18 protein-coding genes and 1 pseudogene are annotated in these 25,062 nt (G+C 59.3%); 11 read left to right on the forward strand and 8 right to left on the reverse strand.

The features are described from left to right. Positions 1–139: 139 nt before the first annotated feature. A complete protein-coding gene (locus tag V3W27_RS23345; RefSeq protein ID WP_178085273.1) occupies positions 140–889 on the reverse strand; it encodes a FadR/GntR family transcriptional regulator in 750 nt (249 codons plus the stop codon). Between the two features lie 190 nt (positions 890–1,079). Next, positions 1,080–2,807 (reverse strand): ABC transporter ATP-binding protein/permease, encoded by a 1,728-nt coding sequence (locus V3W27_RS23355; protein WP_330207653.1) that lies wholly within the window; start codon positions 2,805–2,807, stop codon positions 1,080–1,082. Between the two features lie 270 nt (positions 2,808–3,077). On the opposite strand from V3W27_RS23355, the gene V3W27_RS23360 reads away from it, so the two are divergent. After that, entirely contained in the window at positions 3,078–3,404 is a 327-nt protein-coding gene (locus V3W27_RS23360; protein WP_247267920.1) for a hypothetical protein, read from the forward strand. Positions 3,405–3,474: 70 nt separating this feature from the next. On the opposite strand, the gene V3W27_RS23365 is transcribed toward V3W27_RS23360, so the two are convergent. Together V3W27_RS23365 and V3W27_RS23370 are read right to left on the reverse strand one after the other, a co-directional pair. Beyond that, entirely contained in the window at positions 3,475–4,035 is a 561-nt protein-coding gene (locus V3W27_RS23365; protein WP_003221630.1) for a response regulator transcription factor, read from the reverse strand. Further along, complete coding sequence (locus V3W27_RS23370) at positions 4,028–5,290, reverse strand: ATP-binding protein (RefSeq protein WP_027610820.1); 1,263 nt, start codon at positions 5,288–5,290, stop codon at positions 4,028–4,030. The genes V3W27_RS23365 and V3W27_RS23370 overlap by 8 nt, the downstream gene beginning before the upstream one ends. Positions 5,291–5,603: 313 nt before the next feature. Between V3W27_RS23370 and V3W27_RS23375 the strand changes: the two genes are divergently transcribed. Beyond that, entirely contained in the window at positions 5,604–6,323 is a 720-nt protein-coding gene (locus V3W27_RS23375; protein ID WP_027610819.1) for an SIMPL domain-containing protein, read from the forward strand. Between the two features lie 175 nt (positions 6,324–6,498). Here the strand turns inward: V3W27_RS23375 and V3W27_RS23380 are convergent, their stop codons facing one another. Beyond that, entirely contained in the window at positions 6,499–6,855 is a 357-nt protein-coding gene (locus V3W27_RS23380; protein ID WP_330207654.1) for a DUF6124 family protein, read from the reverse strand. Positions 6,856–7,748: 893 nt separating this feature from the next. Between V3W27_RS23380 and V3W27_RS23385 the strand changes: the two genes are divergently transcribed. The 9 genes and pseudogenes from V3W27_RS23385 (at position 7,749) to V3W27_RS23425 (ending at position 20,380) form a co-directional block, all read left to right on the forward strand. Beyond that, positions 7,749–9,350 (forward strand): ABC transporter substrate-binding protein, encoded by a 1,602-nt coding sequence (locus V3W27_RS23385; RefSeq protein ID WP_330207655.1) that lies wholly within the window; start codon positions 7,749–7,751, stop codon positions 9,348–9,350. Positions 9,351–9,610: 260 nt separating this feature from the next. Then, positions 9,611–11,235 (forward strand): annotated as a pseudogene (locus V3W27_RS23390) (ABC transporter substrate-binding protein). 302 nt (positions 11,236–11,537) lie between these two features. After that, complete coding sequence (locus tag V3W27_RS23395; RefSeq protein WP_330207656.1) at positions 11,538–13,136, forward strand: ABC transporter substrate-binding protein; 1,599 nt, start codon at positions 11,538–11,540, stop codon at positions 13,134–13,136. Positions 13,137–13,310: 174 nt separating this feature from the next. After that, a complete protein-coding gene (locus V3W27_RS23400) occupies positions 13,311–14,726 on the forward strand; it encodes an OprD family porin (protein ID WP_027610814.1) in 1,416 nt (471 codons plus the stop codon). A gap of 78 nt (positions 14,727–14,804) precedes the next feature. Then, positions 14,805–16,400 carry an ABC transporter substrate-binding protein gene (locus tag V3W27_RS23405; RefSeq protein ID WP_150370269.1) on the forward strand — a complete coding sequence of 532 codons (1,596 nt, stop codon included), beginning with the start codon at positions 14,805–14,807 and terminating at the stop codon, positions 16,398–16,400. A gap of 73 nt (positions 16,401–16,473) precedes the next feature. Next, a complete protein-coding gene (locus V3W27_RS23410; protein WP_007953665.1) occupies positions 16,474–17,484 on the forward strand; it encodes an ABC transporter permease subunit in 1,011 nt (336 codons plus the stop codon). 10 nt (positions 17,485–17,494) lie between these two features. Further along, the gene (locus tag V3W27_RS23415; RefSeq protein WP_027610812.1) at positions 17,495–18,421 is read left to right on the forward strand and encodes an ABC transporter permease subunit; all 927 of its coding nucleotides are present in this window, start codon (positions 17,495–17,497) and stop codon (positions 18,419–18,421) included. A 10-nt stretch (positions 18,422–18,431) separates the two neighbouring features. Beyond that, positions 18,432–19,400, forward strand: coding sequence for an ABC transporter ATP-binding protein (locus V3W27_RS23420; RefSeq protein WP_134785427.1), 969 nt, complete (start codon positions 18,432–18,434; stop codon positions 19,398–19,400). Further along, positions 19,400–20,380: a peptide ABC transporter ATP-binding protein gene (locus V3W27_RS23425; protein ID WP_027610810.1), complete on the forward strand. Its 981-nt coding sequence runs from the start codon at positions 19,400–19,402 to the stop codon at positions 20,378–20,380. The genes V3W27_RS23420 and V3W27_RS23425 overlap by 1 nt, the downstream gene beginning before the upstream one ends. 200 nt (positions 20,381–20,580) lie before the next feature. Here V3W27_RS23425 and V3W27_RS23430 read toward each other — a convergent pair whose 3' ends face one another. The 3 genes from V3W27_RS23430 to V3W27_RS23440 all read right to left on the reverse strand — a co-directional run bounded on the left by V3W27_RS23430 (position 20,581) and on the right by V3W27_RS23440 (position 24,728). Further along, positions 20,581–20,844, reverse strand: a complete 264-nt coding sequence (locus tag V3W27_RS23430; RefSeq protein WP_027610809.1) for a hypothetical protein — start codon at positions 20,842–20,844, stop codon at positions 20,581–20,583. Positions 20,845–21,000: 156 nt separating this feature from the next. After that, on the reverse strand, positions 21,001–22,194 hold the full coding sequence (locus V3W27_RS23435) for an MFS transporter (protein ID WP_027610808.1): 1,194 nt from the start codon (positions 22,192–22,194) through the stop codon (positions 21,001–21,003). Positions 22,195–23,144: 950 nt separating this feature from the next. After that, positions 23,145–24,728, reverse strand: coding sequence for a peptide chain release factor 3 (locus V3W27_RS23440; RefSeq protein ID WP_027610807.1), 1,584 nt, complete (start codon positions 24,726–24,728; stop codon positions 23,145–23,147). Positions 24,729–25,062: the final 334 nt, after the last annotated feature.

Raw genomic sequence — 25,062 nt, forward strand, 5'->3', positions numbered from 1 at the left:
CGGCCCCTTCGCGAGCAAGCCCGCTCCCACAATGGATCTCGGCTGCACTCAAAGTCCGGGCTTACCGAAAATCCAGGGTGGGAGCGGGCTTGCTCGCGAAAGCGGGAGATCAATCAACACATGAATCAAACCTGCAAACTCATCCCCGCTGCGCCTGCGCCTCTTCATGGGCCTGGCGCAGTCTTTCGCGGCTGTTGGTCAAGTGCAGGCGCATTGCCGCTCGCGCCGCATCGGAATCCTGACGGGCAATCGCATCGTAGATTTCCTCGTGCTCGCGGCTCAGGCGGTTCATGTAGTGCTGCTGATCATCATGGGCCAGACGCGCCGAATTCAGCCGCGTACGCGGGATGATGCTGGTACCCAGGTGGGTCATGATGTCGGTGAAGTAGCGGTTGCCGGTGGACAGGGCGATTTCCAGGTGGAAGGCGAAGTCCGAGGCCACCGCATCGCTGGCGTGGGCGACGCTGTCGTTCAGCGCATCGAGGGCGGCGCGCATGGTCGCCAGTTGTTCGGGACTGCGGCGTTGCGCGGCGAGGCCGGCGGACTCCACTTCCAGGCTGATGCGCAATTCGAGAATCGCCAGCACGTCACGCAGGGTGACGACCGTGGCCGGGTCGATGCGAAAACCGCTGGGGCTCGGCGTGTCGAGCACGAAGGTGCCGATGCCGTGGCGGGTTTCCACCTGGCCGGCGGCCTGCAAACGGGAGATCGCCTCGCGCACCACGGTGCGGCTGACGCCATGCTCCTGCATGATCGCCGACTCGGTGGGCAATTTGTCGCCGCGCTTGAGCAGACCGTCGCGGATCTGCTCGGTCAGCACCGTCACCAGCTCCTGAGCCAGGCTGCGGCGCTTGCGTGGGAGGCGTGGAGTGTCGATCGGGTTTTCCATGGTCAACGTCTGGTCTCGAAAATTCGGCTTGGTGGGCATCATAGCGCAGGCGGGTTGTACGATCACATCCCGCCTCACAATACCCCATGTGGGAGCGGGCTTGCTCGCGAAGGCGGTGTGTCAGGCAACCGATTTGTCGACTGAATGGACGCCTTCGCGAGCAAGCCCGCTCCCACGGGGGTTGTGGTGATCAAGCGGTCACGGCCTGCTCCACCAGATGCCCGCTGTCGATCCGTACATGTCTAGGGTGGAAGCGTTTCAGGCTGCTGCGGTGGCCGACGCTGACGATGCTCAGGCCCGGCAACTGATCGATCAGCGCCTGATACAACGTTGCCTCATCCTCTTCATCCATCGCCGAGGTCGCTTCGTCCATGTACAGCCATTGCGGTGCGTAAAGCATGGCGCGGGCGAAAGCCAGGCGTTGCTGCTCACCCGGCGACAGCATGCGCTGCCAGTGATTGGCTTCGTCCAGACGCGCAACCAGATGCGGCAGACGGCAAGTCTCCAGCACCTGCGCGTAACGTTCCGTCGCGTAGGTATCGCCCGGTTGTGGATAACTCAAGGCCTCGCGCAAGGTGCCGATCGGCAGATACGGTTTCTGCGGCAGGAACAGGTAGCGCGCCGCTGGCAGCCGGATGTTGCCGTGCCCCGCCGGCCACAGGTGTCCCATCGCCCGCAGCAACGTCGACTTGCCGCTGCCGGATCGGCCGCTGAGCATCACCCGCTCGCCCGGCTCCACCGTCATGTCGGCATTGGTCAGCAGGTGACGACCATCAGCCAAGTCCAGACCGAGATTGTGCACTTTGAGTTCGCTGCCCTGATTCTGCACATCGATGGCCGGCGTACGCTGTTCGTTATCGGTCATGGCCTGACGGAAACTCAGCAGACGATCACAGGTGGCGCGCCAGGACGCGAGGCTCTGATACGCACTGATAAACCAGCTGAAACTCTCCTGGACGTTGCCGAATGCCGAGCTGATCTGCATCAGCTCACCCAGTTCGATCTTGCCGGCGAGGTAACGCGGCGACGCAACGATAAACGGGAAAATGATCGCAGCCTGGCTGTAACCGGCAGTGAAAAATGTCAGGCGCTTGGACACTTTCATGATGTCCCAGAAGTTATGCCAGACCATGCCGAAACGGTTGCTCAAGCGACGGTTCTCATTCGGTTCGCCGTTATACAACGCGATGCTTTCGGCATTCTCGCGAATCCGCACCATGGAAAAACGCAGGTCGGCTTCGAAGCGTTGTTGTTGGTTATTCAGGCCGATCAGGCGACGACCGATCAAATGAGTCAGCCAGCTGCCCACCACGGCGTAGACCAGCACGCACCAGAACATGTAGCCGGGAATGGTGATGCCATAGACTTCGATGCTGCCCGACACGCCCCACAAAATGATCGAGAACGACACCAGGCTGACGATATTGCGCAGCAGGCCGATCCCCAGTTCAAGGGTGTTGGAGGTGAAGTTATTGAGGTCTTCGGAAATCCGCTGGTCCGGGTTATCGGTGTAACCGCCCTGCTCCAGCTGGTAGTAATTCTTGTCGGCAAGCCAACGGGAAAAATGCTTTTCGGTGAGCCACGCCCGCCAGCGAATCGTCAGCATCTGGGTCAGATACAGCCGGTACACGGCACCGACAATCGCCACCGCTGCAATCCCGCAGAAATACAGAATCAAGCGCCAGAACGCCGCCTCATCTTTCTTTTGCAGCGCGTTGTAGAAATCCTTGTACCAGGTGTTGAACCACACCGAGATGCCCACGCTCAGCAGCGAGAGTGCGATCACCGCGATCAGCAGCGTCCAGGCCTTGCCCTTCTCTTCACTGCGCCAGTAGGGCGTGATGATCGCCCACACCTTGCGAAAAAACTGCCCGCGCACAGCATCGTTGACCGCGGAATATTCAGCGTTCTGATTCATGGAAAAGGCTCGATAAAGAAAAGAACAGACACGCACCGATCATAGTTGATCGGTTCGTTTCATCGCCAGAGTGGGACTGGCTCATTCAGGGATTGTTCAGATTTGCAGGGGTTTCAGTATCGCAGCGAGCGCACGTACCGTTCATCGGGACTGTCAGAGTTGACAGTAGAGGGGGGCTATTCAGGCTGATCAACTGGGCTGGCCTCCTGCAAGGAATTCGCTGTGAATCAGGAGAGCAGGTTACCCCTCTGACAACGAAAGGAATTGGTCATGAACAAAGTAGAAAACCCGCTTAATGCTCCAACCAGCGATTCGATCAAGAATGGCAAACTGTCTATCAGTGAGGTGAGTGATTCGGGGATTACAGTCAAATTCAGTTCCGATAACCCCAAGGTTGATATCCATCTTGCCTGGATCGGATATGCCTCCGAAAAGAAATCCGAACAGAAAGGCGGTAAAAACAACGAGCTCATTCTCCCGGTATCAAAAGCTACCGTGAAAAGCTGGTTGGGGCTGGATCTCTACGCGCAATGCGAAGCGACTCTGGGTGGAAAAAAATACTCATCGCCAAAAATGTTCTTCACGGTCGTAGCTTGAACCCAGGCGCTACCCGAATGCAGGGTAGCGCCTGTTTCATTCAATCCAGCTCATTTGGCCAGAAAACCTTTCAACGACGAACCGGGCGCTTCTGCAGTTTGCGCTGCAGGGTGCGGCGGTGCATGCCCAGGGCGCGGGCAGTGGCGGAAATGTTGCCTTCATGCTCGGTCAGCACACGCTGGATGTGCTCCCATTGCAGACGGTCAACCGACATCGGGTTTTCCGGCACCAGGCTGTCGAGGTCGGCGTGCTCGGAGAGCAGCGCGGCCAGTACGTCATCGGCGTCGGCCGGTTTGCACAGGTAGTTGCAGGCGCCGCGCTTGATCGCTTCGACCGCCGTGGCAATGCTCGAATAACCGGTGAGGATCACCACGCGCATTTCCGGATCCAGCTCCAGCAGCTTGGGCAGCAGCACCAGGCCAGAGTCGCCGTCCATTTTCAGGTCCAGCGCGGCGTAGTCCGGTAGGTCGGCCTGGGCGATGGTCAGGCCTTCTTCGGCGGAACCTGCGGTGCTGACGCGAAAGCCACGACGAGCCATGGCACGGGCCATTACTCGGGTGAACGTTGCGTCGTCGTCGACCAGCAGCAAATGCGGCAGTTCTTCGCCTTCGACTTGGATTTCGTCACTCATGTTGGTCTCCTCGGGCGCCGTGGGGCAGGCGCAGCTCGGTGAGCGTGCCGCCTTCCTCATGACTATAGAGTTTCACTGAGCCGCCGGCGCGTGTCACGCTGGCCTTGCTCAAAAACAGGCCCAGGCCGAAACCTTTGCCCTTGGTGGTAAAAAACGGTTTGCCGATCTGCTCGGCAATGGCCAGCGGCACACCGGCGCCGTGGTCACGAATGCTGATGGTCACGGTTTCCGCGTCCCAGTCCAGCGTCACCTGAAGGTTTTCCGGGCAGGCGTCGGCGGCGTTGTTCAGCAGATTGAGCAGCGCCTGGGTCAGGTCCGGCGGCGGCGCCATGCGCGGCACGGTGCCTTGGCCGAGACGCTGGAAACGGTAACTGGCTTCCGGACGCATCAGGTGCCAGCGGTTCAGCGCTTCGTCGAGCCATTGGGTGACGTCCTGCATCTCCACGGCCATACGACGGTTGGCTTCGGCGGCGCGCACCAGTTGCTGCAGGGTTTCTTTGCACAGTTTGACCTGATCCTGCAGCACCTTCAGATCGTCTTGCAGCATCGCGTCGGGGTGATCCTGCTGCATCTCCTTGAGCAGCACGCTCATGGTCGCCAGCGGCGTGCCGAGTTCATGCGCGGCGCCGGCCGCCTGAGTGGCGACGGCGAGCAATTGCTGATCGCGCAAGCCTTCTTCGCGGCGAATCGCGCGCAATTCTTCCTGACGGCGCAGCTCTTCAGCCATGCGCGCGGCGAAAAACGTGATCACCGCAGCAGCCAGCGCGAAGCTCAGCCACATGCCGTAGATCTGCAGGTTCTCGCGGGCCACCGGCAGAGTTTCCAACGGGTAGAAACGCGTGAGCATCACGGTGTACAGCGCCAGCGCGATACCCGACAGAATCACCGAATAACGCCACGGCAGCGTCACCGCCGCGATGGTCAGCGGCACCAGATAGTAGGAAACGAACGGGTTGGTCGAACCGCCGGAGAAATACAGCAACGCACTGTGGATCACCAGATCACAGGCCAGTTGCAGGGCATATTCGAGTTCAGTCACCGGCCATGAAGTGCGCAGGCGCACGGCGGTGAACACGCACAGCAGAATCGAGCAGCCGAGGGTCATCGCCAGTTGCACCCACGGCAACGGCAGCAGTTGCAGCCAGTAGGCCAGGCCGACGGAACCGGCCTGCGCGGCGAGCACCAGGGTGCGAATGAAAGTCAGCCGCCAGAGGTTCTGGCGAGTGGCGGAAGTCAGTTGTACGGGGGCGAGCATGAGCTCTCCTGATGAGCGCTCCAGGCGGATCGCACGGAGTATAACCAAGCCGCGCCTTTGAGAGGCGAAAGTGCGGCAAATGACCACATGGCGAAAACATTTTCGGCGGCTATAAGGGCGCCTTCGCGAGCACGCTCGCTCCCACAGAGGAATGCATTTCAAAAGTGGGAGCGAGCCTGCTCGCGAATGGCCGCGCAGCGGCCCGCTGCATCTGTATAGAAGTTGTAACTGGGCGAACCGGATCGCAGAAGCTAGAGTCTGATGGTTTCACGCAGGGACGAACCAACACCTGCGCATTATTCAAGGAGCCTTCATGCACACCTTTCGCCGCAGCGCCGCCCTTCTCGCCCTGACCGTCGGCAGCATCGCCAGCCTTCCGGCGCTGGCCGCCGATGAGCTGCACTACAACCAGATTTCCCTGCGCGCCGAAGTCAGCCAGGAAGTGGCCCGCGACCTGATGATCGTGACGCTCTACACCGAAGCGCAAAACACCGACCCGGCCAAACTCGCCGCGGACGTCAGCACCACCATGAACAAGGCACTCGCACAGGCCAAGCAAGTCAAAGACATCACCCTGCGCCAGGGCAGCCGCAACAGCTACCCGATCTACGACACCAAAGGCCAGAAGATCACCGGCTGGCGTGAACGCGCCGAACTGCGCCTGGAAAGCGCCGACTTCGCCGCCCTGTCCAAACTCACCGGCGAACTGCTGACCGACCTGAAAATGGGCGGCATGGACTTCGCCATCGCCGAGCCGACCCGCAAGGCCAGCGAGGACAAGTTGCTGAAAGAAGCCGTCAGCGCCTTCAAGGCCCGCGCGCAATTGGCCACTGACGCACTGGGCGGCAAGGGCTACAAAATCGTCAACCTGAACCTCAACAGCAACGGCTACCCACAACCGTACATGCGCGCCCCGATGATGATGAAAGCCGCCGGCATGGCGGATTCGGCACCGGTCACGCCAGAAGTTGAAGCCGGCACCAGCCAGGTCAGCCTGACCGCCGATGGCTCGATCGAAGTGCTGATGCAGTGAATTGATGTAGGCTGAATGACAAACCGGCGATCAGTGAATGATCGCCGATTTTTTGTGCCTGGATTTTGTGGTGAATGTTCCGCCGCCATCGCGAGCAGGCTCACTCCTACAATTTGGAATGCGTTCCCCTGTAGGAGTGAGCCTGCTCGCGATGAACGATAACGCGGTCTCAGGTCTACGGATCAACCCGATCCAGCGCCCGATTCACCGCCAGCTCAGCGAGCATGATGATCTGCTGAATCGCCAGCGCCGTGTTGCGCTGCGGGCGACTGAGCTGATCGGCGAAATCACTGGCCATGGTGTTGGCCGAGGCGAGGGATTCACAGGCATGCGCCAGCAGGCTTTCCGTGTCGATGCCCGGATGGACGAGGAACATCGAACTCGGGGGGCGCGGTTTTGTAGCTTCGGGGCTTAGGTAGAAATCGAGGGCACGTTTGATCGCTTCGCGGTTTTTTGCGAGGTCTTCGGCTTGGAGGGCTTCGGCGAGTGGGGTTGTGGGTTCGAGCGGTGGATCTGGGACTGGCTTAGTCATTGTTAGCGTTCCTGGTCAATAGCCATTCACTCGCCGTTTCTCACGCGGCGGAGTGGTGGCAGCAATGTGCGGGGTGAGAAACCGGTAGGAACAAGCCCGGCCGGACCGAAGCCCGCCCGCACACAGCCGCCATAGAACATTGCAGCAGCAGAAATGCTGGCGGCAATTATGGTGGTACTGATTGTGGATTAACAGTTCCTGCGGGTTCTCACACCCGGTCGCTGAGTTTTCAGCGACAGTTCAAGGCTAGAGAGCTGACGTCCGAGGGACAACCTGAAAACCTTGTGGGAAGGTTCTGGTTATTTGAAACGACTTTAAACAAGCCAATTTTATCAGGTGACTGGACGGGCCTCTTCGCGAGCAAGCCCGCTCCCACAGTGGATGGCGTGCAGGCAGTTAGAGATTGGTCGGCTGTCAGGCCGCCATCACTTAGCCAGTCGCCGCACCCGCTTTTCACCACTCACACGATGAGCGTTAGCTCGAGTACCGCTTTTGATCTTGATCCACGGGCGACGTCGGAAGGCTGAGTGGAGGGATTGATCCGGGGGTGGGAGCGCAGCGACCGTTTGGCGAAGCCAAACACAGCGAGAGGAGGTGCAGCGAAGCAAACCGGAGGCGCTGCGCCCGGATCGATCCCGCAGCGAAGGCACCCCGAGCCCCAGCGAGCGGGCCGAACGCAGGAGCAAGCCTTTTTGGTTACTTTTTCGGCGTCTGGAAAAAGTGACCCGCCGTAAGGGCGGAACCCCAAGCCGCCGTTACCGCAGCAACGGATATGCACCCAAAAGCCCCAGATATACCGAGATAGACACCCCAACAGGAAAAACGATATTTCCGAACACACCCAAATCCCCGCTAACCTGAAAAAACAACCACCTCCAAATCCCGGGGACTCCATGGAAAGATTCACCCTAAAACCACTACTAATCACCCTCGCACTAACCGCCATAACCCCAATCGCAAACGCAGCAACAACCCTGGTCTACTGCTCCGAAGCCAGCCCCGCCGGCTTCGACCCCAGCCAATACACCAGTGGCACCGACTTCGACGCCTCAGCCGAAACCGTCTTCAACCGCCTCACCCAATTCCAGCGCGGCGGCACCGACATCGAACCCGGCCTGGCAACCAACTGGGACGTAAGCCCGGACGGCCTCCAGTACACCTTCCACCTACGGCAAGGCGTGAAATTCCACACAACGGAATATTTCACCCCGACCCGCGACTTCAACGCCGACGACGTACTGTTCACCTTCCAGCGCCTGCTCGACCCCGACAACGCCTTTCGCAAGGCCTACCCCGCCGAGTCCCCGTACTTCACCGACATGGGCCTGAACACCACGATCAAATCGGTAGAAAAAATCGACGATCAGACCGTGCGCTTCAACCTGAACAACGTCGACGCCGCGTTCGTGCAAAACCTCGCCATGAGCTTCGCCTCGGTGCAATCGGCCGAATACGCCGCGCAACTGCTAAAGGAAGGCAAAGCCGCCGACCTCAACCAGAAACCGGTGGGCACCGGCCCGTTCGTATTCAAGCGCTACCAGAAAGATTCGCAGATCCGCTACGCCGCCAACCCGACCTACTGGAAACCGGAAGACGTGAAGATCGACAACCTGATCTTCTCGATCACCCCCGACGCCGCCGTACGCCTGCAGAAACTCAAGGCCGGCGAATGCCAGGTCAGCGGCTACCCGCGCCCGGCCGACATCGAAGTGATGCAACAAGACCCGAATCTGCGCGTGCTCAAGCAGCCCGGTTTCAACCTCGGCTTCCTCGCCTACAACACCACTCACCCGCCATTGGACCAGCTCAAGGTCCGTCAGGCACTGGACATGGCCATCGACAAACCGGCGATCATCAAAGCGGTTTACCAGAGTGCCGGCCAACTGGCGCAGAACGCCTTGCCGCCGGCGCAATGGTCGTATGATCCGAACATCAAGGACGCGCCGTACGACCCGGTGAAGGCCAAGGCGCTACTCAAGGAAGCCGGGGTTGCGCCGGGTACCACCATCAACCTGTGGGCGATGACGGTGCAGCGCGCCTCAAACCCGAATGCACGCATGTCGGCCCAGATGATCCAGCAGGATTGGGAGAAAATCGGCATCAAGGCCAACATCGTCAGCTACGAATGGGGCGAGTACATCAAGCGTGCAAAAAATGGCGAACACGACGCGATGATCTATGGTTGGACGGGTGACAACGGCGACCCGGACAACTGGCTCGGCGTGCTCTACAGCTGCGCCGCGGTTAAGGGCAGCAACTACGCCAAGTGGTGCGACCCGGCCTACGACAAACTGGTGCAGCAGGCCAAGGTGACCACCGACAAGGCGCAACGGGTAAAACTGTATCAACAGGCGCAACTGATCCTTAAACAGCAGGTGCCGATCACCCCGATCGCCAACTCCACGGTGTTCCAGCCACTGCGCAAGGAAGTGACCGACTTCAAGATCAGTCCGTTTGGCCTTACGCCCTTCTACGGCGTGGGTATAAATAAGTAACACCGGGCCCCAAGGCGGCGCGCACAACGTGACCGGCGCACCGTTTTGGGGCTTCGTTTGCACCGTAAAAACCACCCGCAAACGGTCAAATGCGTCAAAAGTTATACAGATGCGACATTAAGGTACGTACGTGCCACCGTTTAACGCTCGCTCACACTCTGGATCTTGCATTGGGTATGGCCCCTGCATAAGTATCCGCAGGCACGACTCACGAGGTCGTACCTCAATATTAAAAAATGACAACAAATCATGAGGCCAACATGCTTAAACACGCGGTCATTCCGTTTTTAGTCGGCGCAGGCTTGTTAGCCTCCGCACCTTTCGCATCCGCTGCGACTAACCTGGTGTTCTGCTCCGAAGGGAGCCCGGCCGGTTTTGATCCAGGCCAGTACACCACCGGAACCGACTTCGACGCCTCAGCCGAAACCATGTTCAACCGCCTGAGTCAGTTCGAGCGTGGCGGCACCGCCGTTATCCCGGGTCTGGCCACCAGCTGGGACATTTCCCCGGATGGCCTGACTTACACCTTCCACTTGCGTGAAGGCGTCAAGTTCCACACCACCCCGTATTTCAAGCCGACTCGTGAGTTCAACGCCGACGACGTGCTGTTCACCTTCAATCGCATGATTAACAAGGATGACCCGTTCCGTAAGGCGTACCCGACCGAATTCCCGTACTTCACCGACATGGGGATGGACACCAACATCACCAAGATCGATAAAGTCGACGACCACACCGTTAAGTTCACGCTGAAAGAAGTCGACGCCGCGTTCATCCAGAACATGGCCATGAGCTTCGCCTCGATCCAGTCCGCCGAGTACGCTGCCCAGCTGCTCAAGGAAGGCAAGGCTGCCGACATCAACCAGAAGCCGATCGGCACTGGTCCGTTCGTGTTCAAGAGCTACCAGAAAGACTCGAACATCCGCTACACCGGCAACAAGGATTACTGGAAACCTGAGGACGTGAAGATCGACAACCTGATCTTCGCCATCACCACCGACCCGTCGGTACGTATCCAGAAACTGAAAAAGAACGAGTGCCAGGTCACCCTGTTCCCGCGTCCGGCGGATCTCGCGGCGCTCAAGGCCGACAAGACCTGAAGATGCCTGACCAGGCCGGTTTCAACTTGGGCTATATCGCCTACAACGTGATGGACAAGGTCAAGGGCAGCAACGAGGCTAACCCGCTGGCTGACCTGCGCGTACGTCAGGCGCTGGACATGGCGGTGAACAAGCCGCAGATCATCGATTCGGTTTACCAGGGCGCCGGCCAGCTGGCCGTCAACGCCATGCCACCGACCCAGTGGTCCTACGACACCACCATCAAGGACGCCAAGTACGATCCTGAGAAAGCCAAACAGCTGCTCAAGGAAGCTGGCGTCAAGGAAGGTACCGAGATCGTTCTGTGGGCGATGCCGGTGCAGCGTCCGTACAACCCGAACGCCAAGCTGATGGCTGAAATGCTCCAGTCCGACTGGAAGAAGATCGGCCTGAACGTGAAGATCACCAGCTACGAGTGGGGCGAGTACATCAAGCGTTCCAAAGGTGGCGAGAACCAGGCCATGATCATTGGCTGGAGCGGTGACAATGGTGATCCGGACAACTGGCTGAACGTGCTGTTCGGCTGCGACTCGCTCAGCGGCAACAACTTCTCCAAGTGGTGCGACAAGAAGTTCGACGGCCTCGTCAAGGAAGCCAAGCGCACGACCGACCAGGGCAAGCGCACCGAACTGTACAAACAGGCGCAACACGTCCTCAAAGATGCAGTCCCAATGACACCTATCGCTCACTCGACGGTGTATCAACCCATGCGCGCCAACGTGCAGTACTTCAAGATCAGCCCATTCGGCTTGAATTCCTTCTACGGCGTCAGCGTCAGCAATTAAGCCATTGCAAGGGCGACGTTCATGACGTCGCCCTTGCTTTAGCTGCCGGGAAATCAGGAATTTGCCTACAGCCAATTCCGCTGCGGATGACTGCAGTGGCATAGGACGTGTCGACTTTTCCTACGAGTTTTCAGGCAATTACGCATTTACTGCCAGACCCACGGCCCCTACCGTCGGGTTCTGACCAGTTTCTGCGTGTGCCACCGGCTTGCCGTACGTGCTGGATTGAGCTCGATGCCACCTCAACGTCCCTGGACGGGACCGCGGTGCATTGAACAACACTACAAAAAAGAGGGAGCGTCATGCGCCATACCTTGGTTTTTTCCGCACTGCTGGGCGCCGGCCTGTTGGCCGCCACGTCCGCCAGTTACGCCGCCAGCAACAGCCTGGTGTTCTGCTCCGAAGGCAGCCCGGCGGGTTTTGATACCGCGCAATACACGACGGCCACCGATAACGATGCCGCCGAGCCGCTGTACAACCGCCTGGTCGAGTTTGAAAAAGGCGCGACCAACGTCGTACCGGGACTGGCAACCAAGTGGGATATTTCCGAGGATGGTCTCAAGTACACCTTTCACCTGCGTGAAGGTGTGAAATTTCATACAACGCCGTACTTCAAACCGACGCGCGATTTCAACGCCGACGACGTGCTGTTCACGTTTAACCGCATGCTCGATCCGCAACAGCCATTCCGTAAGGCTTATCCGACCGAATTCCCGTATTTCAACGGGATGAGCCTGAACAAGAACATTGCCAAGGTCGAAAAGACCGGGCCGCTGACCGTGGAATTCACGCTCAACAGCGTCGACGCCGCGTTCATTCAGAACATCGCCATGAGCTTCGCTGCCATCCTGTCCGCCGAATACGCCGACAAGCTGCTGGTCGAAGGCAAGCCGAGCGACATCAACCAGAAGCCGGTCGGCACCGGGCCGTTCGTGTTCAAGAGCTATCAGAAAGACTCGAATATCCGTTACACCGGTAACGAGCACTACTGGGACCCGAGCCGGGTCAAGCTGAAGAACCTGATCTTCGCGATCAACACCGACGCTTCGGTACGCGTGCAGAAGCTCAAGGCCGGCGAATGCCAGATCACCCTGCATCCACGCCCTGCCGATGTCGAAGCACTGAAGGTCGACCCGAAACTGCAGCTGATTTCCAAGCCCGGCTTCAACCTCGGCTACATCGCTTATAACGTGCGCCACAAGCCCTTCGATCAGCTCGAAGTGCGTCAGGCGCTGGACATGGCGGTGAATAAACAAGGGATTCTCAACGCTGTTTATCAAGGCGCCGGGCAACTGGCGGTCAACGCCATGCCACCGACCCAGTGGTCCTACGACGACAGCATCAAAGACGCCGCCTACAACCCGGAAAAAGCCCGCGAGCTGCTCAAGGCTGCCGGTGTGAAAGAAGGCACCGAGATCACCCTGTGGGCGATGCCGGTACAGCGTCCATACAACCCGAACGCCAAACTGATGGCCGAAATGCTCCAGGCAGACTGGGCGAAGATCGGTCTGAAAGTGAAGATCGTCAGCTACGAATGGGGCGAGTACATCAAGCGCACCAAGAATGGTGAGCACGACATCAGCCTGATCGGCTGGACCGGCGACAACGGTGACCCGGACAACTGGCTGGGCACCCTGTACAGCTGCGACGCGATTGGCGGCAACAACTACTCCATGTGGTGCGACCCGGCTTACGACAAGCTGATCAAAGAGGCCAAGGTCGTCACCGACCGCGACCAGCGCACCGTGCTCTACAAACAGGCGCAGCAGTTGCTCAAGCAGCAAGTGCCGATCACGCCTGTCGCCCACTCGACGGTCAACCAGCCGTTAAGCGCCCGGGTTGAAGGCTTCAAGGTCAGCCCCTTCGGTCGCAATGTGTTCTCGGGCGTCAGTATCGATTAACCCAACCGATTAGCCGCAACGCTGAGGGGCTGTCTATCCCCCTCACGCAAGCGCTTTGCCGAAATTCGCCAATCAGGCCTTTTGCAAACGTTTGCGATGTGTGAATGAGTTCTAAACCAATAACCGGCCCACCCAAAAAAGCCGGCATAAAAAGAAAGTAAAGGAGCTTCACCCATGAAACTGAGCAGCACCGCGATACTGGCCCTGGCCATCAGCAGCGTCACCGCTACGGCTTATGCGGAAACCCAAAGCCAGGCGTTCACCCCGGTGACCGTCAACACCAAGAGCGCCCAGGCTGAAGCGACCGGCTTCGTCGAAGGACAGTCGATTACCGGTACGACGCGTAACTGGTACGCCAATGAGCAATTGAAACGTGGTGCCAAGTTCAAGTACCAAAAAAACGGTACAACCGAACTTACTGATCGCCGGATCAACTGGGTACAAGGCACGATTCTCAAGTACAACTCGGGGTTCACCGAAGGTACTGTCGGCATCAGCACTGAAGTGGCGGTCTATAACGCTGTAGCTCTTGAGCGTGACCGCAAAAACCTCGCTGCAAACGTCGGTGGGGCGCCGATTCCTAACGTCGCCTCCGGTAACAACCGGACCCTGACCCGAGATGGTGGCGATGCGGAGGGACAGTGGAGCAAACTGGGTCTGGCCAACATCAAGGCGCGGGTTTCAAATACCACTCTGACCGCCGGCCGCCAAAACTTCAGCAGCCCGATGGTCGATGTGATCGGCAACCGCGCTCTTCCTTCGAGCTTCCAAGGTGTCAGCCTGCACAGCGAAGAGTTGGAAAACCTGACCTTCGACATCGCTACGTTCGACAAGAACTCGCCACGTATGGAAGAAAGCCAGCGCAAGTTCCGCTCCGAATATGCTGACACGCTCATTGAAATTGATCACGTCAACACCGCTGGTATTTCCTACCAGCCGTTTGCCAGTCTGAAAACCAGCCTGTGGGCAACTCAGGCTGAAGATATGTGGAAACAGTATTACTTCGGCGCCACCCACGAGCTGGGCGATAGCCAGATCCTCAGCCTGACCACCGGTCTGAACTACTACAAGACCGTCGATGAAGGCAAAAAGAAGCTGGGCGAAATCGACAACGATACCTACTCGCTGTCGCTGGGTCTGACTCACCAGGCCCATAGCCTGACCTTCTCGTACCAGGAAATTAACGGTAACGAGTACTTCGACTATCTGCACGAAACCAACGGTATTTACCTGGCCAACTCCCTGCTCTCGGACTTCAACGGCCCGAACGAGAAATCCTTCCAGGTCGCTTACGGTCTGAACATGGCTGAATATGGCGTGCCAGGCCTGAAGTTCAACATCTACAGCGCTCGTGGTTGGGGCATCGACGGCACTCACTACAAAGGCGGCGCTTACGACAGCGTGCTGGCGATGGATGGCGAACACCACTACGAATACGGGATCGGTGCTGCATACGCCGTGCAAAGCGGGCCGCTCAAGGCTACCGCAATACGCGCAACCTACACCGCACACCGTGCCAGTGAAAACCAGCTGGATGGCAGCATCAACGAGTTCCGTCTCGTGACCACCATCCCGTTCAACATCCTGTAAAAAACGCCAACCGACGGCTGACTCATGACGAGTCGGCCGTTCGGTTTTTTGTCTTCAACCGATTGCAGAGGGTTATCGATGAAAATGCTTCCCCTACGTGCGGCCGTCGCTGCCGCGTTGTTGAGCGCCGCCATCGGCGTCTCGGCCAAACCCTTGGTGGTCTGCACCGAAGCCAGTCCGGAAGGCTTCGATATGGTCCAGTACACAACTGCAGTCACTGCCGATGCGGTGGCCGAAACGATCTTCAACCGCCTGGCCGACTTCAAGCCCGGCACCACCGAAGTGATTCCGGCACTGGCCGAATCCTGGGACATCAGTGAAGACGGCCTGACCTATACGTTCCACCTGCGCAAAGGCGTCAAGTTTCACACCACCGAATACTTCAAGCCGACCCGCGACATGAACGCCGACGATGTGGTCTGGAGCTTCCAGCGTCAGCTGGACCCGAATCACCCATGGCACAAACTGTCGAGCGTGGGCTTCCCGTACTTTGAAAGCATGGGCTTCAAGGAACTGCTCAAAAGCGTAGAGAAAGTCGACGACAACACGGTCAAGTTCACCCTGACCCGCCGCGAAGCGCCGTTCCTGGCCGACATCGCCATGGCGTTCTCCTCGATCTACCCGGCCGAATACGCCGACCAGTTGCTCAAGTCCGGCAAGACCGGCGACCTCAACAACAAGCCAGTCGGCACCGGCCCGTTCATCTTCCAGCGTTATGCCAAGGATGCGCAGGTGCGCTTCAAGGCCAACCCGGACTACTTCCGCGGCAAGGCCCCGGCCGACGCGCTGATCCTGGCGATCGCCACCGACAACAACGTGCGCCTGCAGAAGCTCAAGGCCAACGAGTGCCAGATCGCGCTGTATCCGAAACCGGATGACATCCCGAGCATCAAGAAAGACAGCAACCTGAAAGTCGACGAGATGGACGCGATGACCGTCTCGTACATCGCCATGAACACCCAGCACAAGTACATCAGCGACGTGCGTGTGCGTAAGGCCATCGACATCGCGTTCGACAAGGAAGCCTACGTCAACGCGCTGTTCGGCAAAGGCAACGCCTCGGTGGCGGTCAACCCGTACCCGCCGACGCTGCTGGGCTACAACCACGACCTGAAGAACCCGCCACGCGATCTGGACAAGGCCCGTGCCTTGCTCAAGGAAGCCGGGGTTCCGGAAGGCACCGTGTTTACCCTGTTTACCCGTAACGGCGGCGGTCCGACCAACCCGAACCCGATGCTCGGCGCGCAGATGATGCAGGCTGACCTGGCCAAGGTCGGAATCAAGATCGACATCCGCGTCATGGAATGGGGCGAAATGCTCAAACGCGCCAAGGCCGGCGAGCACGACATGGTGTCGGCCGGATGGGCGGGCGACAACGGCGACCCGGATAACTTCCTGACGCCTATGCTGAGTTGCGAAGCAGCCAAGAACGGCGAAAACTACGCGCGCTGGTGCAACGAGAAATTCCAGACCCTGCTCGACGAAGCACGGGCTAAAGTAGATCCGGCCGAACGCGCCAAACTCTACGAACAGGCCCAGGTGCTGTTTAATCAGGACCAACCGTGGATCAGCATGGCCCACACCCGGATGTTTACCGCAATGCGCAACAACGTAGAGGGTTATCACATCAGCCCTCTCACAACCAATAACTTCGCCACCACCCAGGTGAAGTAGATAAGAAACTCCCGGCCTCCCTGACCACAGGGTCGCCGGGCACGCCTAACCGGCTGATGAGGTACCACACAAGATGTTTAGTTTTATTGCCCGCCGACTGGGGTTGTTGATCCCCACGTTTTTCGGCATCACCTTGCTGACTTTCGCGTTGATTCGCATGATTCCGGGCGACCCCGTGGAAGTGATGATGGGCGAACGTCGGGTCGACCCCGAAATGCACGCTCAGGCAATGGAACGCCTAGGTCTGAACAAGCCACTGTATGCCCAGTACCTGGACTACATCGGCAAACTGGCCCACGGCGATCTCGGCGAATCCCTGCGTACGCGTGAAAGCGTATGGACCGAGTTCACCTCCCTCTTCCCGGCGACCCTGGAACTGTCCATGGCCGCCCTGCTGTTTGCCGGCATCCTGGGCCTGCTGGCCGGGGTGATCGCGGCGCTCAAGCGAGGATCCCTGTTCGACCACGGGGTGATGGGCATCTCCCTGGCGGGGTATTCGATGCCGATCTTCTGGTGGGGCCTGATCCTGATCATGTTCTTCTCGGTGAGCCTGGGCTGGACCCCGGTTTCCGGGCGGATTGACCTGCTTTACGACATCGAGCCGCGCACCGGTTTCATGCTGATCGACACGCTGCTGGCCGATGACATGGGCGCATTCCTCGATGCCCTGCATCACCTGATCCTGCCGGCCATCGTGCTTGGCACCATTCCGCTGGCGGTGATCGCGCGGATGACCCGTTCGTCGATGCTCGAAGTGCTGCGCGAAGACTACATCCGCACCGCCAAGGCCAAAGGCCTGTCGCCCTCGCGCGTGGTGTTCGTGCACGGCCTGCGCAACGCGCTGATTCCGGTGCTGACCGTGGTCGGCCTGCAAGTCGGCACCCTTTTGGCCGGTGCAGTCCTGACCGAAACCATTTTCTCCTGGCCCGGCATCGGTAAATGGCTGATCGAAGCCATCGGCGCCCGGGACTACCCGGTTGTGCAAAACGGCATCCTGTTAATCGCCTGCCTGGTGATTCTGGTCAACTTCGTAGTGGACATCCTCTACGGCTTTGCCAACCCACGCATCCGTCATCAGCGCTGAGGTCCATACCATGAGCACTCCAACATCCTCAGTAGCCACTTCCGCCCCAAGCGCGGATCAAAGCCTGCTGTACCCGTCACCGTACAAAGAATTCTGGCAAGCCTTCTCCAAGAACAAGGGCGCGGTTGCCGGCCTGCTGTTCATGCTGCTGATCATCTTCTGCGCGATCTTCGCGCCGTGGGTCGCGCCGCATAACCCAAGCGAGCAATACCGTGACTTCCTGCTGACGCCACCGGCGTGGCTCGAAGGCGGGCAGATGCAATTCCTGCTCGGCACCGATGAACTGGGTCGCGACCTGCTGTCACGGCTGATTCAGGGTTCGCGCCTGTCGCTGCTGATCGGTCTGTCGTCGGTGGTGATGTCGCTGATCCCGGGGATCCTGCTGGGTCTGTTCGCCGGTTTCTTCCCGAAAATGATCGGCCCGACCATCATGCGTCTGATGGACATCATGCTGGCCCTGCCGTCCCTGCTGCTGGCTGTGGCGATCGTCGCCATCCTCGGCCCTGGCCTGATCAACACCGTGATCGCCATTGCTGTGGTATCGCTGCCGTCCTACGTGCGTCTGACCCGTGCTGCGGTGATGGGCGAACTGAACCGCGACTACGTGACCGCCGCGCGCCTGGCCGGTGCCGGTCTGCCACGTCTGATGTTCATCACCGTGCTGCCCAACTGCATGGCGCCGCTGATCGTACAGGCGACCCTGAGTTTCTCTTCGGCGATTCTCGACGCCGCGGCGCTGGGCTTCCTCGGCCTTGGCGTACAACCGCCAACCCCTGAGTGGGGCACCATGCTGGCCTCGGCCCGCGATTACATCGAACGCGCCTGGTGGGTCGTCAGTCTGCCTGGTTTGACCATTTTGCTCAGCGTGCTGGCAATCAACTTGATGGGCGACGGTCTGCGCGATGCGCTGGACCCGAAACTCAAGAACGCCGCCTGAGGAGATTCCCATGTCACTGCTAGAAATCAAGAATCTCAACGTTCGCTTCGGCGACAAAACCGCGACACCCGTTGTCGATGGCCTCGACCTGAAAGTCGACAAAGGCGAAGTTCTGGCAATCGTTGGCGAATCGGGTTCGGGTAAATCCGTGACCATGATGGCGCTGATGGGCCTGATCGAGCATCCCGGCATCGTCACCGCCGACTCGCTCAGCTTTGACGGCAAAGACATGCTCAAGCTGAGCAATCGTCAACGTCGGCAAATCGTCGGCAAAGACCTGTCGATGGTGTTCCAGGACCCGATGACCGCGCTGAATCCGAGCTACACCGTCGGTTTCCAGATCGAAGAAGTGCTGCGCCTGCACCTGAAAATGTCCGGCAAGCAAGCGCGCAAACGCGCCATCGAACTGCTGGAAAAAGTGGAGATCCCGGGCGCCGCCAGCCGTATGGACGCCTACCCGCACCAACTGTCTGGCGGTATGAGCCAGCGTGTCGCGATTGCCATGGCGATTGCCGGCGAACCGAAACTGCTGATCGCCGACGAACCGACCACGGCACTCGACGTAACCATTCAGGCACAGATCATGGATCTGCTGCTGGCGTTGCAGAAAGAACAGAACATGGGCCTGGTGCTGATCACTCACGACCTCGCGGTCGTGGCCGAAACCGCCCAGCGCGTGTGCGTGATGTACGCCGGCCAGGCTGTCGAAGTCGGTCAGGTGCCGCAACTGTTCGACATCCCGGCACACCCGTACAGCGAAGCGTTGCTCAAGGCGATTCCGGAACACAGCCAGGGCGCCGAGCGTCTGGCGACACTGCCGGGCATCGTCCCGGGCCGTTATGACCGTCCGCAGGGTTGCCTGCTGTCGCCGCGCTGCCCGTACGTGCAGGACACCTGCCGCGCGCAGCGTCCGGCCCTTGATCCGAAAAGCAACAGCCTCGCCCGCTGCTTCTTCCCGCTGAACCAGGAGGTGGCGTAATGGCCGTCGTACTTACCGCCCGCGACCTGACCCGTCACTACGAAGTGTCCCGTGGCCTGTTCAAGGGCCACGCGACCGTACGCGCGCTCAACGGTGTGTCGTTCGAACTGGAAGCCGGCAAGACCCTCGCCGTGGTCGGCGAATCGGGCTGCGGCAAATCCACCCTCGCCCGCGCCCTGACCCTGATTGAAGAGCCGTCATCCGGCTCGCTGAAAATCGCCGGCCAGGAAGTGGCTGGCGCCGACAAGGCCCAGCGCAAACAACTGCGCAAAGACGTGCAGATGGTGTTCCAGAGCCCGTACGCGTCGTTGAACCCACGGCAGAAAGTCGGTGACCAGCTCGGCGAGCCGCTGCTGATCAACACCAACCTGTCCGCCGCTGAACGCCGCGAAAAAGTCCAGGCGATGATGAAGCAGGTCGGCTTGCGTCCCGAGCACTACCAGCGTTATCCGCACATGTTCTCCGGCGGTCAGCGCCAGCGGATCGCCCTCGCCCGGGCGATGATGCTGCAACCGAAAGTGCTGGTGGCGGATGAGCCTACCTCGGCACTGGACGTGTCGATTCAGGCCCAGGTGCTGAACCTGTTCATGGATCTGCAGCAAGAGTTCAACACGGCGTACGTGTTCATTTCGCACAACCTGGCGGTGGTGCAACATGTGGCCGATGACGTGATGGTGATGTACCTCGGTCGCCCGGTGGAAATGGGCCCGAAAGACGCTATCTACGAACGTCCGCTGCACCCGTACACCCAGGCGTTGCTGTCGGCGACCCCGACCATTCACCCGGACCCGAACAAGCCGAAAATCAAGATCGTCGGCGAATTGCCCAACCCGCTGAACCCGCCACCGGGCTGCGCGTTCCACAAGCGCTGCCCGTACGCGACCGAGCGTTGCAGCACTGAAGAGCCGTTGTTACGTGAATTGGATAATCGCCAGGTGGCCTGCCACTACGCCGAGCAATTCCTCGACGGCGCCGCCTGATTAACGGCGGACGAAAGTGTGGGAGCGGGCTTGCTCGCGAATGCGGTGTGACAGTCACTGATAATGGTGACTGACACACCGCTTTCGGGAGCAAGCCACCTCCCACAGGGAACTTGAGTTGTCGCTAAAGCGTTAACCAAACCCCTTCTCCCCCGATTGCGCATCAGTCGGGGAAGAAGGGGTTTTCTTTTATTTGCGATTTACGTCTGGCTGTCGCCTTCGTCGTCCGGATCATCAGAGTCCGGTTCATCAGTAGTCGAGTCGTCGTCATCGGCGCTGCCACCCTGCCCCTGATCACCTGGCTCTGATTCGGACTTGGCGAGCATCAGGCCGCTGTGTCCGACCTGGCCGTTAAAGGCCTGGGAATCGTGATCCTCGCACTCCGCCCAGGCCGTCGCGGTGCCGAGGGACAGCATGACCATCACTTTCAATAGCAATAAAAACCGTAGCAACCTGCTTTTCATAGCTGACTCCATCCACTTTCAGGTGAGACACGGGTGCCTGACTGGCGCTGTGTGAAATCTAGTTCCGATCCGTCGGGTTCACCAGATAGGACGCTAACGAGCAGACAGAAATGCCCTCCACAGACAGACAGGTTTCGAATAACACCTATCGCGGAATCAGCTAAGCGGACGGGTCGCTTGCCACGTCAAGGGAATTGACATCAACACCAGTACGGCGCTACCCAGCCAGACGCTATGGCCACCGAAATTGCCGTACAACTGACCGCTGAGCACCGGCGACAACAGCGCACTGGCGCTCCAGCTCATAAAGAACAGACCAAAGTACTGGCCGCTTTTGCCGCGCTGGGCAAATTGCATCGCCAGCACATTCAGCGGCGGCATGAACAACGCCTCGCCCAAGGTCCAGATCACCGTCGACAGGCAGACGAACGCCAGCCCGGATCCGAACGGCAACATGCCCAATCCGCCGGCCAGCAACAAACTCCCCGCGAGCATTTGCCGCCGCGTGCCCCAACGCTCGCCGCAGTGTGACAAGGGAATCTGCAAGGCGATCACCAGCAACGCATTGAGCCCGAACTGCCAGCCGATCGCCTCGGTGCTCAAGTGGTAGTAATCACGCAGATAATTGCCCAGCGTGCTGTAGACCGTGTCGAATGCAATGCCAAGCACGGCCGTCGCCGCGAGCAACCACAGGAACGCTTTATCGTAAAACGGCGCAACGGATCCACCGGCGCCGTTTGTAGAGGGGGCGTCATTGATCAGTACCGGCCGACGCCACGTAGTGCGAACAAACCACAGCAAGGCCAACAGCGTCATCGCCGCGCTGCCGAAAAACACCCAGCGAAAATCCGTCTGCGCCAACACCCCGCCCGCCACACCTGCGGCGGCCATGCCAAGGTTGCGCGCCACCCGGCTCAAGGCCTGCGCGCGCGAGCGTTGAGCGACTTCGCAGTACTCCATGATCAGGCGTTGGTGCAGGGTGCGAATGGCCCCATCGATCGTCCCGCTGAGCAACAGCAATGCCGCCAGCAACGGCACTTGCGTGACCAGCCCCAGCAGGATCAACACCCACACCGAAACAAAGAACAACGTCGCCGTCAGCCGCGCCGTACGCACATGATCACTGAGCAGCCCACCGAGCATCGAACCGACCAACAACCCGGCACCATAGGCCGACAGCAACCAGCCGACGGTTTCAATCGCCAGCCCCAACTCCTGGCGCAGATACAGCGCCATGAACAACTTGACCATGCTGCTCAGACGATTGATGAACAGCAACGCCGCAAGCACCCAGGCCATCAGACTGAAATAGCCATTGGGGCGCAGCAGATGGATGAGGTTGCGCGTCATTCCATTGACCTCTCAAAGCGACTGGCATGACCTGGAACACTAACGTCCAGCGCGCCGGTTGTCGCGATCAAGAACATCGATATCTCAAAATACGGATTCGCCCTACAGTCCCTGCAGGAGCTTCCTTCAGTCGCTCAATTGGATTAGAAAAAATGGTCTGCTGTCAGGCCGCCATCGCCAGCAGGCTGGCTCCTACAGTGGGAATGGGTGCGGTCAGCTGGAGACTGGTCGGCTGTCAGGCCGCCTTCGCGAGCAAGCCCGCTCCCACAGGTTGAAACCGTTGTATTCAGGTAGAGATTGGTCGGCTGTCAGGCCGCTTTCGCGAGCAAGCCCGCTCCCACAGGTTGAGACCGGTGTATTCAGGTAGAGATTGGTCGGCTATCAGGCCGCCTTCGCGAGCAAGCCCGCTCCCACAGGTTGAACCCGGTGTATTCAGGTAGAAATTGGTGGGCTATCAGGCCGCCATCGCTGGCAAGCCAGCTCCCACAGAAAAAGCTAAAGCCAGGCGCATGCTTTTCACCACTCAAATGGCCGAGTGTCAGCTCGCCGAAAGCTTTTGATCTTGATCCTCGGGCGACGTCGGAAGGCTGAGTGGAGGGATTGATCCGGGGGTGGGAGCGCAGCGACCGTTTGGCGAAGCCAAACACAGCGAGAGGAGGTGCAGCGAAGCAAACCGTAGGCGCTGCGCCCGGATCAATCCCGGAGCGAAGGGACCCCGAGCCCCAGCGAGCGGGCCGAACGCAGGAGCAAGCGTTTTTGGTTACTTTTGAGGCGTTTGTCAAAAGTGACCCGCCGTAAGGGCGGAACCCTAATCCGCCATCACCTAAAAAACGGATATGTACACAAAAAACCAAGAACCTGGTCGGCCCAAAGGCCGCCAAGACCAAAGCCCCAAAAAAAAGCCCCCAAGGCCTACACCTCAGGGGCTTTCGAACAAACCAGCTCAGCGCTTAATGATGCTCACGCGTCGCACGGAATTTCACATCCGGCCACCGCTCTTCCATCAACGCCAGGTTAACCCGCGTCGGCGCGAGATAGGTCAGGTGCCCACCGCCATCCAGTGCCAGGTTCTCCACAGCCTTGTTGGAAAACTCCTCAAGCTTCTTCTTGTCGCTGCATTCAATCCAGCGCGCGGAATACACAGTGATCGGCTCGTAAGAGCACTCAACCTTATATTCCTCCTTCAGACGGCTAGCGACCACATCAAACTGCAGCACACCGACGGCGCCAAGAATGATGTCGTTGCTGCGCTCCGGGAAGAACACCTGGGTCGCGCCTTCTTCGGCCAACTGCTGCAGACCCTGACGCAACTGCTTGGACTTCAGCGGATCACGCAGACGCACACGACGGAACAGCTCCGGGGCGAAGTGCGGGATACCGGTGAAGCCGAGGACTTCACCTTCGCTGAAGGTGTCGCCGATCTGGATGGTGCCGTGGTTATGCAGACCGATGATGTCGCCGGCGTACGCCTCTTCCAGCTGTTCACGCTCGGAGGAGAAGAACGTCAGGGCGTCGCCGATGCGCACGTCCTTGCCGGTACGCACGTGGCGCATCTTCATGCCTTTCTCGTACTTGCCGGAGCAGATACGCATGAAGGCGATGCGGTCGCGGTGTTTCGGGTCCATGTTCGCCTGGATCTTGAAGATGAAGCCCGAGAACTTCTCTTCCACCGGCTCCACGGTACGTTCGTTGGCGACACGGGCCAGCGGACGCGGGGCCCAGTCAACCACTGCATCGAGCACGTGATCGACACCGAAGTTGCCCAATGCCGTACCGAAGAACACCGGAGTCAGTTGACCGTCGAGGAACTCCTGCTGGTTGAACTCGTGGCAGGCGCCCTGCACCAGTTCCAGCTGTTCGAGGAAGCGATCGTACTCGTCGCCCAAGTGCGCGCGCGCCTCGTCGGAGTCGAGCTTCTCGATGATCTTGGTTTCGGTGCGTTCGTGACCGTGACCGGCGGTGTAGACAATGATGTAGTCGTCGGCCAGGTGGTAAACGCCCTTGAAGTCGCGGTAGCAACCGATCGGCCAGGTGATCGGCGCTGCCTTGATCTTCAGAACGGCTTCGATTTCGTCGAGCAGTTCGATCGGGTCGCGGATGTCACGGTCGAGTTTGTTGATGAAGCTGACGATCGGCGTGTCACGCAGACGGCAGACATCCATCAGGGCGATGGTCCGTGGCTCGACACCTTTACCGCCGTCGAGCACCATCAGCGCCGAGTCGACCGCCGTCAGGGTGCGGTAGGTGTCTTCGGAGAAGTCTTCGTGGCCCGGGGTGTCGAGCAGGTTGATCATGTGTTCGCGATACGGGAACTGCATGACCGACGTGGTAATGGAAATACCCCGCTGCTTCTCCATCTCCATCCAGTCGGATGTCGCATGGCGGTCGGATTTACGGGATTTCACCGTACCGGCCACTGCAATCGCCTTGCCCATCAACAGGAGCTTTTCGGTGATCGTGGTTTTACCGGCATCGGGGTGGGAAATAATGGCGAAAGTGCGGCGTTTCGCGACTTCGGCGGCCTGGTTGGTCATGGGAAATCGCCTGGCGGTGATTCAAAAAAGGGCCGCGATTATAGCCCAACTCGATGCAATAACCGAACCGTTGAGCACATTAAGGGTGGCCAAATGCTGCCCCAGATGGGAACCTTTTAAAGCACGGAGACGTCCATCCCCTGTTACGACATTTCGTCAGGGGCTGAAAAATCAGCAAGTTAGCCTGACGAGGCTGCGCTCATGGCTCGCTTTCAGACCGCTTGTTGCCGGTGCTGAAGGAGCTGCTTCTCGCGAACGTTTATTCCCGGCAGCCAAGGCTTGGCATGCCACACGGGAGAGCGTTCGCCGACTATAAAAAAGGAGTCCGCCTGTG

It is taken from the genome of Pseudomonas sp. AM14(2022) (genome assembly GCF_036346455.1).
GTDB lineage: Bacteria > Pseudomonadota > Gammaproteobacteria > Pseudomonadales > Pseudomonadaceae > Aquipseudomonas > Aquipseudomonas putida_A.

What these genes read in the sequence shown, in the direction of transcription:
- V3W27_RS23440 (WP_027610807.1), bottom strand. Translation starts at nt 24,728, where the DNA reads ATGACCAACCAGGCCGCCGAAGTCGCGAAACGCCGCACTTTCGCCATT.
- V3W27_RS23345 (WP_178085273.1), bottom strand. Translation starts at nt 889, where the DNA reads ATGGAAAACCCGATCGACACTCCACGCCTCCCACGCAAGCGCCGCAGC.
- V3W27_RS23355 (WP_330207653.1), bottom strand. Translation starts at nt 2,807, where the DNA reads ATGAATCAGAACGCTGAATATTCCGCGGTCAACGATGCTGTGCGCGGG.
- V3W27_RS23365 (WP_003221630.1), bottom strand. Translation starts at nt 4,035, where the DNA reads ATGAGTGACGAAATCCAAGTCGAAGGCGAAGAACTGCCGCATTTGCTG.
- V3W27_RS23385 (WP_330207655.1), top strand. Translation starts at nt 7,749, where the DNA reads ATGGAAAGATTCACCCTAAAACCACTACTAATCACCCTCGCACTAACC.
- V3W27_RS23360 (WP_247267920.1), top strand. Translation starts at nt 3,078, where the DNA reads ATGAACAAAGTAGAAAACCCGCTTAATGCTCCAACCAGCGATTCGATC.
- V3W27_RS23425 (WP_027610810.1), top strand. Translation starts at nt 19,400, where the DNA reads ATGGCCGTCGTACTTACCGCCCGCGACCTGACCCGTCACTACGAAGTG.
- V3W27_RS23415 (WP_027610812.1), top strand. Translation starts at nt 17,495, where the DNA reads ATGAGCACTCCAACATCCTCAGTAGCCACTTCCGCCCCAAGCGCGGAT.
- V3W27_RS23380 (WP_330207654.1), bottom strand. Translation starts at nt 6,855, where the DNA reads ATGACTAAGCCAGTCCCAGATCCACCGCTCGAACCCACAACCCCACTC.
- V3W27_RS23420 (WP_134785427.1), top strand. Translation starts at nt 18,432, where the DNA reads ATGTCACTGCTAGAAATCAAGAATCTCAACGTTCGCTTCGGCGACAAA.
- V3W27_RS23410 (WP_007953665.1), top strand. Translation starts at nt 16,474, where the DNA reads ATGTTTAGTTTTATTGCCCGCCGACTGGGGTTGTTGATCCCCACGTTT.
- V3W27_RS23435 (WP_027610808.1), bottom strand. Translation starts at nt 22,194, where the DNA reads ATGACGCGCAACCTCATCCATCTGCTGCGCCCCAATGGCTATTTCAGT.
- V3W27_RS23400 (WP_027610814.1), top strand. Translation starts at nt 13,311, where the DNA reads ATGAAACTGAGCAGCACCGCGATACTGGCCCTGGCCATCAGCAGCGTC.
- V3W27_RS23370 (WP_027610820.1), bottom strand. Translation starts at nt 5,290, where the DNA reads ATGCTCGCCCCCGTACAACTGACTTCCGCCACTCGCCAGAACCTCTGG.
- V3W27_RS23375 (WP_027610819.1), top strand. Translation starts at nt 5,604, where the DNA reads ATGCACACCTTTCGCCGCAGCGCCGCCCTTCTCGCCCTGACCGTCGGC.
- V3W27_RS23405 (WP_150370269.1), top strand. Translation starts at nt 14,805, where the DNA reads ATGAAAATGCTTCCCCTACGTGCGGCCGTCGCTGCCGCGTTGTTGAGC.
- V3W27_RS23430 (WP_027610809.1), bottom strand. Translation starts at nt 20,844, where the DNA reads ATGAAAAGCAGGTTGCTACGGTTTTTATTGCTATTGAAAGTGATGGTC.
- V3W27_RS23395 (WP_330207656.1), top strand. Translation starts at nt 11,538, where the DNA reads ATGCGCCATACCTTGGTTTTTTCCGCACTGCTGGGCGCCGGCCTGTTG.